Genomic DNA, 14,202 nt, shown 5'->3' on the forward strand with positions numbered 1-14,202 from the left:
TGCCGCTACTCGACGAGCTGCGCGTGCAGCCGTTCGATGGTTGCGTCGGTGACGTCGTTGACGCGCAGATAGTCGCGCACCGAACCGAAGCGCTCGTCGACGGCGTGGAGCGCGCGCTCGATCGCTGCAAGCGGCGTTGCGACGAGCAACTGCTCAAGCTCAGGGGTGACCTCGATGCCGAGGTGCTTGATGAGCTCGAGATTCTTCGCCCGCCATTCGCCGCTGAGGTTGTGCTCCGAAGCCGCGTAATCGTGCATCACATCGTCGCGATCCACCCCCACCGCCAGGAGGGTGAGCGCCGCGACTGCGCCGGTGCGGTCTTTCCCGGCGGTGCAGTGAAACACTGTCGCACCGGGCTCGGCGAGCATCGTCACCGCTGAGGCGAGCCTGTCGCCGTGCTCAAGGTAGAGCATTTCGGTGAGCTGGTAGATATCGAGTTGCGCCGAAATGTGCTGCGTCACGTCGGGGAAGATGGGGTGGGGCACCACAACGGCGTTCTCCGGAACAAGATCGGGCTGCGGGCCGCGCTCGGCGTCATCGCGCAGGTCGATGACCCGCGTGACAGAGAGCTCGGCAATCTGCTCGCGGCCTCTCTCGCTCAGTGCGGCGAGCGCGTCGGAACGGAAGAGCGTTCCCGACTTGGTGTGGCCGCCGTCGGCGCGGAAGCCGCCGAGATCTCGAAAATTGAAGGTGCCTTCGATGGGGAGCAGTGAGGAGATCACGGGTTCATCCTAGGTGGTTGCGATTGCGGCTGGGAGTGAGAGATCGCGCACGGTCGAGGCGAGCAGCTCGGGGGCTGCCTCGTGCAGATTGTGCGGGCCGGGCACGGTGATGATCGCGGCGCCGGGCAGGTGCTCCTGCCACTCCGCAGCGAGGGCGTCGTTGAGTATCCCGCGCTGCGCTCGCACGAGCGTGACCGGCACCGCGAGCTGCTGCACGATCGACCAGATCGCGGCATAGGGGTGCGGATCACCATCAGTGGCGCCGGGCATCGCTTCGAGGTGTGCGAGGTGGTGCGTCCACTCGAGCCTTCCGTCTGGGCGGCGACGGGTGTTGAGGGTGACGCCGCGGGTCAAAGCGGCCCTGTCGGAGCCGATACCGAAACGAATCGCGCGATCAACGATCTCCTCGACAGAACCGTAGTCGCGTTGCCCGGTGATGAACTCGACAACCGCCCCCGCATTGCCGCCGGGTGTGATGCCCGGGGTGATGTCGACCATCACGAGGCGCCGCACCAACTGGGGTCTTGCCTGTGCCACGAGCGCAGCGGCGAGCCCGCCGAGCGAGTGCCCGAGAAGAGTGATCGGCTCGGGCGCGAGTGCGTCGAGCGCCGCGACGATATCGGCGGCGAGCAGCTGCGGCCGGTAGTCGGCATCGCTGCGCCAGTCGCTGCGACCGTGCCCGGGAAGGTCGAGCGAGAGTGCCGGGCGGCCGAAAGCGAGCAGCATCGGATCGAAGCTGTGAGCGTTCAGGCCCGCACCGTGGAGTACGACGAGTTCTGGGGGTGCGGGGGCGTCGAAGTGGAGCCCGCTCAGCGCCCTGCCCTCGGCGACGGGCACCGAGACACGTGCGACCTTGGGCAGCGGTGCGCTGCGGTGCACTCGGGCGGCGTCGCCCTCGAGGAATCGGAACTCGTCGTCACCTGGAAACTCGGCCTCGCTGCTCATATCGCCAGTGTAGGGGTCGCGTTGCGGCTACTCGGGAAACACCCGGCGGCTGATCGCCTGCACATCGCGGTCGAGGTGGCGAACCTCTGTGCGCAGCGATCCGATTTCGGCCCGTATCTCGGCAAGCTCAGCGCTCACCTCGGCTCGTGATGCAGCAAGCTCAGCTCGCGACGTGCTGAATTCGGCCTGCATCTCGGCCCTGAACGAGACGAACTGCGCCGTGATCGCGCGCCACATCACCTGGGTGGTGAACGTGATCATGCCGACGAGCGCGGCGGCGAACACGCCGATGAGGGTCCACACCTGGGGTTCAGTCAATTCGATCACACCTCCATTCTGCTCTATGCATCCCCAATGCTGCCACTGTGCAGACGGGCGTGCTGGCTGAACCCTCGATATGTGGAGAACTTCGGTCACAGGGGCGGATCCGCCATCCTGTGAGCGGAGTGCGCTCTCCCGCGGTCTCAGCCCGCGCGGTGTCTCGCCGTGGCCGACCGCCGCACATAGCCGCCATCTTCAAGACCGGCCTCGATCTCGAAGCGATTGCGCAGCGGATCGCGTCCCGCGAGCAGATAGAGCAGCGGCATCGCGAAACCGTACCGGCGCCACTGCTCCCGATGCACGAGTTCGTGCCGCAGCACCGCCGGTGAGACGTTGCTGTGGGTGAGATAGCACGATCCGACGCAGCTGCCGCCGCGACCGAACGTCCACCGCGGCATGCCACGGAACACCCACAGCCCCTCGTGGCGCTCCACACGGCCAGTGCTCCAGATGGAACCCCACACAAATCCCACCGATGTGGCGTAGAGGTAGCCGAGCCGTGCGAGCGGCCACCGCGGGTGTGGGGTGCGTTGTGTATTCGCCGCCGTGTGCGGCGTTTCACCGGCTGCGGAAACGCGGTGCGTTTCCGTCGACGCCGGTGCCCACACAAATCCCACCGCTGTGGCGTAGAGGTAGCCGAGCCGTGCGAGCGGCCACCGCGTGCTCTCAGTCGGCTCCGCCCCCGTCATCGAGCCGACCCCGAGGTGAGCGCCGCAAGCACCCGCAGCACCGTCGGCAGGTCTTCTGCCGCAGCCGAAGCATTCGCCGGCGCGAACTCGCAGATCGCCGCCCCCGCGAGCGGCAGTGCGGTCACAGCCGCCCTGATCGCCGCCGTCAGCTGCGTGACGGTCAAGCCGAACGGCACCGCTTCGTGCACGGCCGAGAACTCAGCGGGGTCGAGCACATCGAAGTCGACATGCACGTACACATGCTCGGCACCCGACTCGGTAAGACGCTCCCGCACCGCGGCGGCGAGCGCGCCTGGATCGGCAGGCTGCCCGGGATCAGTGACACCCGAGATCGAAACCGGGTCGAGCAGGTGCACGCCGTGCCGCTCGATCTCCGTCTCTTCCTCCGGGTCGATCGCGCGCGTGCCGACCAGGGTGAGATGCGCCGGATTGATGGGGGTCGCGCTCGCGAGATCGGGCGAGCCGTCGCCGAGGGCGTGGCGCAGCGTCATACCGGAGGCCGCCCCGGACGGAGAGGTGCTGGGGTGCTGCAGATCAGGGTGAGCGTCGAACCAGAGCACCGCGAGGCGATCCGCACCGTGCGCGCGCACCGCAGCTTCGAGGCCCGCCAATGACGAAGCGCAATCACCGCCGACGATCACCGGGGGAGCACCGTCGATCTCACCGATCGTCTGGCGCGCCGCATCGCGGGCGCGCAGCAGACTGCTGAGTCGCGCCACAGGCGTGCCGAGCGCGTCGCCGGCTTCGAGCGGCACGGGCACCTCGCGGGTTGCAGCAGACGGGAGATCTTCGCGCAGCGTCTCAGCTCCTTCCGCGAGCTGCATCGCTCGCGACGACGCTGATCCTTGCCACTCGGGCATCATCAGAAACACGGGTTTCGACACAGCGCCTCCTCGCCTCGTGCGCCCTTCCAGAATACTCCGCCTGGGCGGTGTGTCGGCAGCGAATTCTGTGTGCCTGCGCCGTTTCAGCCCACGGTGACGAAGTCGATCAGGTGCTCGACCCGGCCCACGAGCTCGGGTTCGAGGTCGCGAAAGTTGCGCACTCGGCCTCTGATGCGCGCCCAGGCGTCGGCGATGTCGGCGGGCTCGTCCGAGGGCCAGCCGAGGGCACGGCAGATCCCCGTCTTCCACTCGATCGAGCGGGGGATCTCGGGCCACGCCTCAAGCCCCACCCGCGCAGGTTTCACCGCCTGCCAGATGTCGACGAAGGGGTGGCCGACGATGAGCACATGCGCCCCGTGCGGCCCCCGCGCGATCGCCTCCGCGATCCGCGTTTCTTTGCTGCCGCGCACGAGATGGTCGAGCAGCACCCCGGCCCGCCGATCCGCAGCCGGGCCGAACTCGGCCAGCACCTGCTCAAGGTTGTCGGCACCCTGCAGTAGCTCCACAACCACGCCCTCGACCCGCAGATCGTCACCCCACACCTGCTCGACGAGTTCGGCGTCGTGCTTGCCTTCTACGAAGATGCGGCTCGGCATGGCGACTCGCGCGCGCTGCTGCGGGGCTGCGAACGAGCCGGAGGCGGTGCGCTGGCGTGCGGATGGCTGGCGCTTCGGCGGCACGAGCCGCACGGGTTCGCCATCGATGAGAAAGCCGTCGCTCAGCGGGAAGGCGCGCACCTTGCCGCGGAAATCCTCGAGCTGCACGAGCCCTTCGCGGGCACCGACAACGGCACCGCACCACTCGGTCTCGCTGTGCTCGACGACGAGGCCGCGGGCGAGGGGCACTTCGCGGCGCTGCACGGGGCCGCGGCGGGGCTTCATCTTGGCGAGCGGGTCGTCATCGTAGCGGGGGTCGAACACGGAACCCGAGCCTAGCGCGTGGCGGTGTTGGGCGCGGTCGCCTCAACGTGATCTTGGATCTGTGGGAGAGATGGATTCTGCCGTGCATATGGCGGATCCGCCCCCGAAATGCCAGATTGACGGCAGATTCCATATTGCAGGCGCCCAGGCGCCGGCCTGTGCTCCGGATAGGCTGGGCCGGTGCGCGACGACCCCGACGAATCAACTCCCCGGCGCCGCGGTCTGCGCGGCCTCCTCGTCGACGTCACCCCGCTGCGGGCGAGCCCTGCGTTCGCGAAGCTTTGGACGGGCACCTCGATCGCGCAGATCGGCGCGCAGGTGACCATTGTTGCGGTGAGCCTGCACATCTACGACATCACCCATTCCACACTGGCGGTGTCGTTCGTGGCGTTGTGGGCGCTCGGCCCGATGATCCTCGCGGGTTTTGTGGGCGGTGCGCTCGCCGATGCGTTCGACCGACGCGCGGTTGCGCTCGTCACTGCGATCGTGGCGTGGTGCAGCACGGGCACCCTCGCGGTGATCGCTTTTCTCGGGGTTGAGACGACCTGGCCGTACTATGCGCTCGCCGCAGTGAACGCCGCGTCGGCGACGATCAAGGGTGCGGCGCAGGGTGCGATTCTGCCTCGCCTGCTGCCCACCCAGTTGCTGCCGGCGGCAGCGGCGCTGAGTGGAATCACGATGGGGCTCGCGGTGACTGTCGGGCCGGCGGTGGCCGGGGTGCTGGTGGCGAGCGTGGGCTTCGCATGGACCTACCTGCTCGATGTGGTGCTGTTTACTGGCGCATTTCTCGGGATCATGAGCTTGCCGCGGATCGCTCCTGACGGTGAGCGGCGCGGTATCGGGATCGGCTCCGTGGTCGACAGCATGCGGTTTCTGCGGCGTGCGCCGAATGTGCGCGCCACCTTCGTCTGGGATCTGATCGCGATGATTCTGGGGCAGCCTCGGGTGGTGTTTCCCGCTGCCGGTGCCATTGTGCTGGGCGGCGGGCCGGTGACCGTGGGGATTCTCACGGCTTCTTTCGCGGCGGGTGCGCTGCTGAGTGGCCTCGTCTCGGGGCCGTTGGGGGCGGTGCGTCGGCAGGGGCGTGCGGTGACGCTCGCCGTGGCTGCGTTCGGCGTGTGCACGGCCCTCTTCGGGGCGGTGCTGCTGCTCACTGCGCTGGGAGTCGACGAGGGTCTGATCGCGATGGTGGCGGCCGACGATGATGCGTTCATCCCCGCAGATGTGGGGGCGATCGTGCTGGCGGGTCTCGCGCTGGCTGGGGCGGGTGCCGCCGACAATGTGAGCGCGGTGTTCCGCACCACGATGCTGCAGGCCGCGGCGCCTGACGATGTGCGTGGGCGCATGCAGGGGCTCTTCTACGTGGTGGTTGCCGGCGGGCCGCGCGTGGGCGACCTTGTGGCAGGCGGTCTTGCGACGCTGTTCGCACTGTGGGCGCCGCCGCTCGTCGGCGGGCTGCTCATCTGCGCGATCATGCTGGTGCTGCTGCGCACCGCCCGCGGCTTCCAGCGGTACGACGCGCTCCACCCCACCCCGTAGAGCCGGGGGCGGATCCGCCCCACCGAAAGGCGGATTTCGCGGGTAGCTGTGCTCGCTCAGCCGAGAAATCCGCCTCTCGACGCCGATCCTGGGCGGGAGGGATCCCCGCACGCTCGCAGGCCACCTGATACCGTGCAGACATGAGCACCGACGCACCCCAGGTTGCCCCCGAACCCCTCGTGATCGCCCGCCGCCACGGCGCTATGACGCGCATCACGCTCAACCGCCCGCGCGCAATCAACGCCCTCACGCTCGAGATGTTCGAGCTGCTCGGCGCGGCGCTCGCGACGGCGCAGCGCGACGGTTCCGCCGTGATTCTCCTCGACGGCGCTGGTGAGCGGGGTTTCTGCGGCGGCGGCGATATCAAGGAGATCTCGGGTGGTGACACGATGCGCATCCTCGCAACCGAGTACCGGCTCGATCTCGCCCTCGCTGAGTCGCCCGTGCCGGTGGTGAGCATCATGGATGGCATCACGATGGGCGGTGGCATCGGCGTGGCGGGGCATGTGCAGCACCGCGTGGTGACCGAGCGCAGCCGCCTCGCGATGCCCGAGGCGCGCATTGGAATCGTGCCCGATGTTGGCGGGCATCTGCTGTTGGCGCGTGCGCCCGGTCGTCTGGGGGAGATGCTTGCAGCGACCGCCGCCGAGATGGGCCCGGGTGATGCGATTGCGTTGGGCTTCGCAGATTATTTTGTGCCGTCGCAGCGGATCGGCGCGCTGCGGGAGGCCCTTGCTGGGGGCGCGGATCCGGGAGCCGCGTGCGCGCGCTTCGCCGACCCGGCCCCGAGTGCGCCCCTGCTCGCAGCCCAGCCGTGGTGGGGGGCGATCGTGGAGGCCGCGCTCGGCGGCTCGTACCCGGCCGCGTCCGAGGATCCCGCAGGGGCGGCGCTCCGGCTGGTGCGTGCACTCGAAACTGCGGCGGGCGGTGGGGGAGCGGGTGCAGCCGAAGCTGCTGACGCCGCCGCGACGGTGCGCGCGATGTGCCCGGTCTCGGTCGCGGTGACGCTCGCGCAGATCGACCGCACGCGCACGCTCGGGCTGGGCCTCGCCGAGGTGCTCGCCGATGACCTGCGGGTGCTGGGGCGTGTGGCGCCGCGCCCCGATTTCAGGGAGGGCGTGCGCGCCCAGGTGATCGACAAAGATCGCAACCCGCGCTGGTCGCCCGCGCGCATTGAAGATCTCGACCCCGTGGAGCTCGCGGCGATTCTCACCCCCTAGCCTCGCGGCTGCCCGCGCGGCGGCTGGCGGCGCAGTGGTTGGGGGCGCAGGCTCAGCGCCGGACCCGGCTCAGTGCGGGTCGCCGATGCAGAACTCGTTACCTGCGGGGTCTGCGAAGGTGTCCCACGAAAAGCCCTGCTCTCCGCGCCGGCCGAGGTGCACTGCGCCGGCACCGACCCACTCGGCGACCATCTGCTCGCGGTCGACGTCGGCGCTGCGGTCGAGGTCGAGGTGCATGCGGTTCTTGCCCGCGGCGACCTTCTCAACCCGCTGGAATCCCAGCGCGACGGGCACCTCGGGTGCGCGCACGATGCAGAACCAGCCCTCGGCATCATGCACGATTTCGCCGCCCAGGCGCTCGGCCCACCAGGCGGCGAGGGGGCGTGGATCTTCCGTGTCGACAGTGATCATGCCCAGTCTGATCATGATGGCTCCGCTCGCTCGGTGAGGTGTGCGCTCCACGATACCCTGGGGGGATGCACTGGACCGCTGACGGCCCCGACCTGGTGGCCGCGGGCGATAATCTGCCGATACTGCGGGGGCTTCCCGGCAGCGCGTTCTCGGTGGTGTACCTCGATCCGCCGTTCAATACCGGCCGCACGCGTCAGGCTGAGCGGGTGCGGGGCACGCGCTTGGAGGCCGATCGCGAGGCCGGGGCTGAGCTTGCGCGCGGGGAGCGGCTGGGGTTTCGTGGGCAGGGCTATCGGGTGACGCGGGAGCGCACGCTCGCCTATGACGATCGCTTCGGCGACTACTGGGATTTTCTCGAGCCTCGTCTGGAGGAGGCGTGGCGGGTGCTCGCCCCCGACGGCACCCTCTACCTGCACCTTGACTATCGCGAGGTGCACTATGCGAAGGTGCTGCTCGACGCCCTGTTCGGCCCGGAGTGCTTCATCAATGAGATCATTTGGGCCTACGATTTCGGGGCGCGCACGAAGCGTCGTTGGCCTGCGAAACACGACAACATTCTTGTCTACGCGAAGCATCCCGATCACTTTTACTTCAATGCCGAGGCTGTGGATCGCGAGCCGTACATGGCGCCCGGGCTGGTGACGCCCGAGAAGGTCGAGCGGGGCAAGCTGCCGACGGATGTGTGGTGGCACACGATTGTGTCGCCAACGGGCCGTGAGCGCACGGGTTATCCGACGCAGAAGCCGCTGGGCGTGGTGCGCCGTATGGTGCAGGCGTCGTCGCGGCCGGGGGATTGGGTGCTTGATCCGTTTGCAGGCAGTGGCACGACGGGTGCGGCGGCGGCGGAGCTGGGTCGGCGCTTCATGCTGATCGACGACAATCCTGAGGCGATTGAGGTGATGCGCGGCCGGCTCGCCGGTGCCGCGCCGGTCTTCGTCTGAGGTGCGCGGGCGGCGATGCCGGTGCATTGAGGTTACGCGTGTGGTCGTTTCGGCGATCTGTTCAGGGCCACACGGGTGACCTCGATGAGGGCAGCGGATCGGCGGAGCGCAGGTGGCCCATGAAACTGTGGCAGCCAGTGGCGGCTGAGTGGACCACCTCATGCTGGGGTGCCAGACTGGAGCGGTGACCGATCCTGCACTTCGCGGCCCCGCCGAACTCGTGATGCAGCTCGACCGTGCCGCCGCTGTGCCGTTGCCGGCCCAGCTTGCCGCGGCCCTGCGCGAATCGATCGACGCCGGCCGGCTGCGGCCGGGTGAGCGGGTGCCTGCCACGCGGGCGCTCGCCGGGCGGCTTGGCGTCGCGAGAGGGGTCGTCGTTGCAGCCTATGAGCAGCTCATCGCGGAGGGGTATCTGCACGCCGAGCACGGCCGCGGCACCCTCGTGAACCCCGACCTCGGCACCGCGGCGACCATCCGGGCCGCAGCACGCGCCGGAGATGGCGAGGCGGTGGGGCTCGCCGACAGTGGCCCATCCCGTGCGGGGGCGTTTGATGCCGGATCCGCAATCGACAGCAGTGGCGGATCGCGTGAGCGTGTCGACACGGGGGCCCCATCCGCGCGCAGCGCCGATCCGCACCCGAACCAGGACCTTGAAGGTGCCGTGCCTGCCCCGCGGCCGCCGCTCGCGCCGGGCACACCACTCACCGATGCGACCGAGCGGCCCGCCTGGCGTGCGGCGTGGCGCGCGGCGGTGGCGCGAGCGGATCGCCGGTCACCGGCCCTGGGTGAGCCCGCGCTGCGGCTCGAAGTCGCAGAGCACCTGCGCCTGGTGCGCGGCACGGCTCGCCCAGCGCATGATGTGATTGTCACCGCCGGCGCGCGCGAGGGGCTCGGCCTGCTGCTCACCGCGCTCGGCACGACGCGTGGGCACGGCCTGGTGGTGGGTGTTGAAGATCCAGGGTTTCCGTCGCTGCGCAGCGTTGCGGCACGTCACGGGGCCCGCATTGTTTCGCTGCCCGTCGACGCCGAAGGGTTGCGCACCGATCGACTGCCCGAGGGGCTGCTCGATCTGGTGATCGTCACCCCCAGTCATCAGTACCCCGTAGGCGGTTCGCTACCGCTGCCGCGCAGGCGTGAATTGCTCGACTGGGCGAGGCGCACCGGCATCGTGGTCGTTGAGGATGACTACGACTCGGAGTTGCGGCACGCCGGCGGGCCTCTGCCGGCGCTCGCCGCGCTCGACGACCCGCAGACCGGCTCGGTGGTGACGCTCGGCACGTTCTCAAGCACGGTGACGCCCGCGGTGGGCGCCGGCTTCCTGCTGGCCCCGCGCAATCTGCGTGCGCTGCTCGAACCGGTGCGTCAGGATCTCGGTTCGCCGGTGTCTGCTGTGGTGCAGTTGGCGCTCGCCGATTACCTCTCGACGGGCGAGTTGCGCCGCAACATTGCGCGGGTGCGGCGGCGGCATGCGGCGCGGCGCGATCTGATTTCGGAGTGCTTTGCGGGGGTGCCGCGTGTGCGGGTGCGGCCGATGAGCGGCGGCCTGCATGCGGTGCTGGAGTTCTCGGGGGAGGGGGCTGCGCTGCGAGAAGCGCGCGCGGTTGAGCTGGCGTCTCGCGGCTCGGCTGAGTTTGCGGCGGGGCTCGGCATTGCGGCGCTGGGCGCCTACTGGCAGCATCATCGGCCCGATCGTGCGGCCGGTGTGGTGCTCGGCATGGGCGGCCCCGATGATGCCGAGTTCGAGGCTGCGCTGGGGCAATTGGGGCGGATCCTGCGCTCGATCTGAATGGCGGCGCTCGTGGTGCATGCGGGCGATTGAAGTGCGCGCTGCACTGGACCGCGGCTCACGCTGCTGATACGCTTGCCGAAACGTTACGGCATATCGATGCTTGTGAAGCAAAGAAGCTCCAAAACGTTTCAACATAGATCAATGTGGGCTTAGCCCGCGCCACCAGTGAAATGAGGAACCATGACTGAAGAGTCGACAGGCTCGTTCGACGAGACCATGTGGAACGGCCTCCTGCACGGCGGCCTCGGAGGCACCTTCATGGGCGTGCCCAGCGTCGAACTGCAGCGCGACGCGATCATCGCCTCCGGTGCGAAGGCCGTCATCTACGGCTTCCCCTTCGACGCCACCACCATCAGCCGCAGCGGCGCCAACTACGGCCCGCGCGCGATTCGCGAGACCTCGGTGCAGTACACGAACTTCCAGGCGACGTTCGACTTTGACCTGTTCGCGCACCTGCCGCTCGTCGACGGCGGCGACTGCCAGGTGGCCCTGGGCAACACCCCCAAGACCTTCGAGCGAGTCGAGGCCGACATCGCAGAGATCGTTGCGGCCGGTGCGATTCCCGTAGTCTTCGGCGGTGACCACTCCGTGAGCATCCCCGTGGGCAAGGCTGCGAAGAAGCCCGGCACGAGCCCCGGCTGGGTGCAGTTCGATACCCACCTCGACGCCGCGCCGCACGTCGGCGGCGAAGAGCTGAACCACTGCTGCACCATTACCCGCGCCGTTGACAACGGCTACGATCCCGCAAAGATCGTGCTGGTGGGCATCAGTGGCTGGATGAACCCCAAAACCGAGCTGAAGTATTGCCGCGACAATGGCATCCGCGTGATTTGGCTCGAAGACATCTGGCAGAACGGCACCCTGTGGGCTGTTGAGCAGATTCTTGAGCGGGTCGGCGAGGAGGGCTTTTACCTCACCTTCGACGTCGATGCCCTCGACGCGGCCTTTGCCCCGGGCACCTGCGCGCCCACGCCGGGCGGTATGACGATTCGCGAGGCCTTCGAGATCGTGCGCGGCATCGCGCCCGCGGGCCTTATCGGGCTCGATATTGCCGAGCCCGCGCCGTCGCTCGACCACTCCACCCGCACCCAGTTGATCGCCGGGCGCATCGCGCTGGAAGCGCTCGCGTTCCACGCCGGTTCGCCGAACACGCCGGTATACGTCGGCTGAGTCGCGAGACTGCAGGGGCGGGCTGGGGTGAATCCCTGGCTCGCCCCTGCGGGTTGGAGCATCGGGCGGATCGCGCCATGCGCCTCGCTCTGCCGCCCTACGCTGCGTAGAGTTCGGGTCGCCGCTGCGCGAGCATCGCGGTGGCGCCGTCGCCGCCGGCTCCGAGTGCGAGCGTGGCGGTGAGCTCGCCGCTGGTTTCGGTGTCGAGTTCGGCGATGGTGGTGCCGTCGGGGGCGACGATGCGGCTCGAGCCGCAGAAGTGATGGCCAGATTCGTTGCCGATGCGGTTGGCGTAGGCGACCGGAACCCGGTTTTCGAAGGCGCGGGCGGTGACCGCGGTGCGGTGGTCGAGTTCGTAGGGGTGCATGTTCGCGGATCCGGCGATGAGGAGGTCGGCCCCGCGCAGCGCGAGGCTGCGGCCCACCTCTGGAAACTCGATCTCAAAGCAGTTGATGACGCCGATGCGTGCGTTGCAGAGGGTGATGGGGGCGATGGTGTCCCCGGCGAGGAAAACGTCACGTTCGTTGCCGAAGAGGTGGGTTTTGCGGATCGCGGGGAGCACGTGGCCGTCGGCGTCGATGGCGAGGTAGGCGTCGAAGTGGCCGCCTTCTGCGGCTTCGATGAAGCCGATGAGGAGTGCGGTTTCGGCGTCGCGGCACGCCGAGGCGAGCGCGGTGATGCGCGGGTCGTCGATGGTGAGGGCGAGTTCGTGGAGGTGTTCGGTCTGGTAGCCGGTGAGGAACAGCTCCGGGAAGACGATGAGGTTGGCATCGCTCGTGGCGAGCGCCTCGCGCACGCGATCGAGGTTGCGCGCGATGTCGCGGGGGAGCGGTGCGTCCTGGATGACGGTGATGCGAAGGGTTGAGGTGCTCATGATGCTCATATTCTCGCATGCCGGTGCGGTCTGCGTCCACGGTTGCTAAATCGTTTCGATAATCACATGTCGCGAAAATAAAGACCAAGAGGCATCTTGTTAAAACGTTTCGGCTGCGGTAGCGTGGGCGGCGGATGATGCAGGATCGCGCCCAGGCGGCACGCTCCGGCACTCCCGGCGGAGGCGCCGATGATTGTCGCACTCCGTCGCCGTATCTTGAACCAAGGGAGTTTCTATGACCACGGCGCCGACGGTGATGAAGAGAGAATTCACCATGTTTTCAGCGCTCTCAGTCGCATTCGCGTTCGTCTCACCGATCGTGGCGCTGTACAGCGTGCTCGGGCTCGGCCTCACCACCTCGGGCCCGGCCTTCATCTGGGGTGGCATGATCCTCTACCTCGGTCAGTTCATCGTCGTGCTCACCCTGGGCGTGCTCGCGTCGAAGTGGGCCGACTCCGGCGGCATCTACCAGTGGTCCAGGCGCCTGCTGGGGCACCGCTACGGCTGGTTCGCATCGTGGACCTACATCTGGACACTGCTCATCACCCTCCCCGCTGTGGCCTACGCGGGCGCCGTGCTGATCCCGCCGATCTTCGACATGCCGGCCGCCGATCACGGCCTGGTCACCTGGCTCGCAGTGGGCCTGCTCGCCTTCAGCACCATCGTGAATCTCGCAGGTCGGGTTTTCATCAAGATCCTGATGGTCGGCGTCATCGTCGCAGAGGCCGTGGGCTCCATCGGCGTGGCGATCTGGCTGCTGCTGTTCGAGCGCCACCAGGGCCTCGACTACCTGTCGCCCGCCTCGCTCGGTGACTACAGCGGCGTCTTCTTCTCCGCCCCGCTCGTTATGGCGATCGCGTTCTCGAGCTACTTCGCCATCGGTTTCGAGAGCGCGAGTTCCATCGCCGAGGAGGTGCGCCGCCCCAAGAAGGCCGTGCCGCGCGCGATGGTGGTGTCATTCTTCGCCATCATGATCATTGTGCTCCTGAGCACCCTCGCTTTCACGCTGGCCGTGCCGAGCGACGCCTTCCTGCAAGACCCTGAGAATGCCGCCGATCCGGCCGTCGCGATTATGGCTGCTACCTTCCCGGAGCCGGTGTTCCGTGGCATTCTCGCCCTGTTCGTGATCGCGTTCGCAGCGAGCCTCATGACGATCCAGATCACGGTGTCGCGCATTGTGTGGGCCACGGGCCGCAACGGCGAGCTGCCGTTCGCACGGTTCCTCACCAAGCTGTCGGGTGAGACGGGGCTGCCCCGCCGCGCAGTGATCGTGACGGCGGTGATCGCGGTGCTGCTGTTCATCCCGTTCCAGAGCGAGGGGATTCAGATGGCGCTCATCTCCTTCTCCTCCGTTGGGTTCTTCATCTCGTTCCTGTTCCCGGTGCTCGGCATGGCGATCGCGCGCTTCACCGGTCGCTGGAGCGACGATCCGCAGCTCTTCCTGGGCCGCGCTGGGCGAATTGTCAGCCTGCTCGCACTCGTGTGGCTGGTGTTCCAGATCGCGAATGTTGCGTGGCCTCGGGAGAGCGGGGCCGGCTGGGCGACTGACTGGTCGACGATCATCGGTGTCGCTGCCGTCGGAGTGCTCGGCATCGTTGTTGAAGCGTGGGTGCACCGCAAGCGAGTGCACGCGGCGACTACCGGGTCGACCATCGTGATCGTCGAGCGCGACGAGTCCGATGACGACGAAGACGACGACGTGCCTGCAGGGCTGCGCGAAGCGCCCGCTGGCAGCAAACGCGCCTGAACCTGGCGATGCCGCGCGCCTCAGGGCTGC

At 68.2% G+C, this 14,202-nt stretch carries 14 protein-coding genes; 6 read left to right on the top strand and 8 right to left on the bottom strand.

What is annotated here, in order from left to right:
- Positions 1-5: 5 nt before the first annotated feature.
- From WFL22_RS02460 to WFL22_RS02485, 6 genes are all read right to left on the bottom strand, one after another.
- Entirely contained in the window at positions 6-722 is a 717-nt protein-coding gene (locus tag WFL22_RS02460; RefSeq protein ID WP_336991321.1) for a tyrosine-protein phosphatase, read from the bottom strand.
- A gap of 9 nt (positions 723-731) precedes the next feature.
- Positions 732-1,667 (bottom strand): alpha/beta fold hydrolase, encoded by a 936-nt coding sequence (locus WFL22_RS02465; protein ID WP_336991322.1) that lies wholly within the window; start codon positions 1,665-1,667, stop codon positions 732-734.
- Positions 1,668-1,694: 27 nt separating this feature from the next.
- Complete coding sequence (locus WFL22_RS02470; RefSeq protein WP_336991323.1) at positions 1,695-1,994, bottom strand: hypothetical protein; 300 nt, start codon at positions 1,992-1,994, stop codon at positions 1,695-1,697.
- Between the two features lie 137 nt (positions 1,995-2,131).
- The gene (locus tag WFL22_RS02475; protein ID WP_442918957.1) at positions 2,132-2,596 is read right to left on the bottom strand and encodes a Fe-S oxidoreductase; all 465 of its coding nucleotides are present in this window, start codon (positions 2,594-2,596) and stop codon (positions 2,132-2,134) included.
- A gap of 77 nt (positions 2,597-2,673) precedes the next feature.
- A complete protein-coding gene (locus WFL22_RS02480; RefSeq protein ID WP_336991326.1) occupies positions 2,674-3,561 on the bottom strand; it encodes an arginase family protein in 888 nt (295 codons plus the stop codon).
- An 83-nt stretch (positions 3,562-3,644) separates the two neighbouring features.
- Positions 3,645-4,481 (bottom strand): DUF3097 domain-containing protein, encoded by an 837-nt coding sequence (locus tag WFL22_RS02485; RefSeq protein WP_336651300.1) that lies wholly within the window; start codon positions 4,479-4,481, stop codon positions 3,645-3,647.
- 180 nt (positions 4,482-4,661) lie between these two features.
- Here WFL22_RS02485 and WFL22_RS02490 point away from each other — a divergent pair, with 180 nt between their 5' ends.
- Together WFL22_RS02490 and WFL22_RS02495 are read left to right on the top strand one after the other, a co-directional pair.
- A complete protein-coding gene (locus WFL22_RS02490; protein ID WP_336991327.1) occupies positions 4,662-6,020 on the top strand; it encodes an MFS transporter in 1,359 nt (452 codons plus the stop codon).
- Between the two features lie 140 nt (positions 6,021-6,160).
- Positions 6,161-7,240, top strand: coding sequence for an enoyl-CoA hydratase/isomerase family protein (locus WFL22_RS02495; protein WP_336991329.1), 1,080 nt, complete (start codon positions 6,161-6,163; stop codon positions 7,238-7,240).
- Positions 7,241-7,309: 69 nt separating this feature from the next.
- Here the strand turns inward: WFL22_RS02495 and WFL22_RS02500 are convergent, their stop codons facing one another.
- On the bottom strand, positions 7,310-7,666 hold the full coding sequence (locus WFL22_RS02500; RefSeq protein ID WP_336651297.1) for a VOC family protein: 357 nt from the start codon (positions 7,664-7,666) through the stop codon (positions 7,310-7,312).
- 50 nt (positions 7,667-7,716) lie between these two features.
- Here WFL22_RS02500 and WFL22_RS02505 point away from each other — a divergent pair, with 50 nt between their 5' ends.
- The 3 genes from WFL22_RS02505 to speB all read left to right on the top strand — a co-directional run bounded on the left by WFL22_RS02505 (position 7,717) and on the right by speB (position 11,551).
- Positions 7,717-8,592, top strand: a complete 876-nt coding sequence (locus WFL22_RS02505) for a DNA-methyltransferase (RefSeq protein WP_336651296.1) — start codon at positions 7,717-7,719, stop codon at positions 8,590-8,592.
- A gap of 184 nt (positions 8,593-8,776) precedes the next feature.
- Positions 8,777-10,378: an aminotransferase-like domain-containing protein gene (locus WFL22_RS02510; RefSeq protein WP_336651295.1), complete on the top strand. Its 1,602-nt coding sequence runs from the start codon at positions 8,777-8,779 to the stop codon at positions 10,376-10,378.
- A 183-nt stretch (positions 10,379-10,561) separates the two neighbouring features.
- Positions 10,562-11,551 carry an agmatinase gene (gene speB, locus WFL22_RS02515; RefSeq protein WP_336651294.1) on the top strand — a complete coding sequence of 330 codons (990 nt, stop codon included), beginning with the start codon at positions 10,562-10,564 and terminating at the stop codon, positions 11,549-11,551.
- Positions 11,552-11,648: 97 nt separating this feature from the next.
- On the opposite strand, the gene WFL22_RS02520 is transcribed toward speB, so the two are convergent.
- Positions 11,649-12,425, bottom strand: coding sequence for a nitrilase-related carbon-nitrogen hydrolase (locus tag WFL22_RS02520; RefSeq protein WP_336991332.1), 777 nt, complete (start codon positions 12,423-12,425; stop codon positions 11,649-11,651).
- A 235-nt stretch (positions 12,426-12,660) separates the two neighbouring features.
- Between WFL22_RS02520 and WFL22_RS02525 the strand changes: the two genes are divergently transcribed.
- Positions 12,661-14,172, top strand: a complete 1,512-nt coding sequence (locus WFL22_RS02525; RefSeq protein WP_336991333.1) for an APC family permease — start codon at positions 12,661-12,663, stop codon at positions 14,170-14,172.
- The last annotated feature ends 30 nt before the right edge of the window (positions 14,173-14,202 follow it).

Origin of the sequence: Leucobacter sp. VD1 (assembly GCF_037150695.1) — a bacterium.
Lineage (GTDB): Bacteria > Actinomycetota > Actinomycetes > Actinomycetales > Microbacteriaceae > Leucobacter.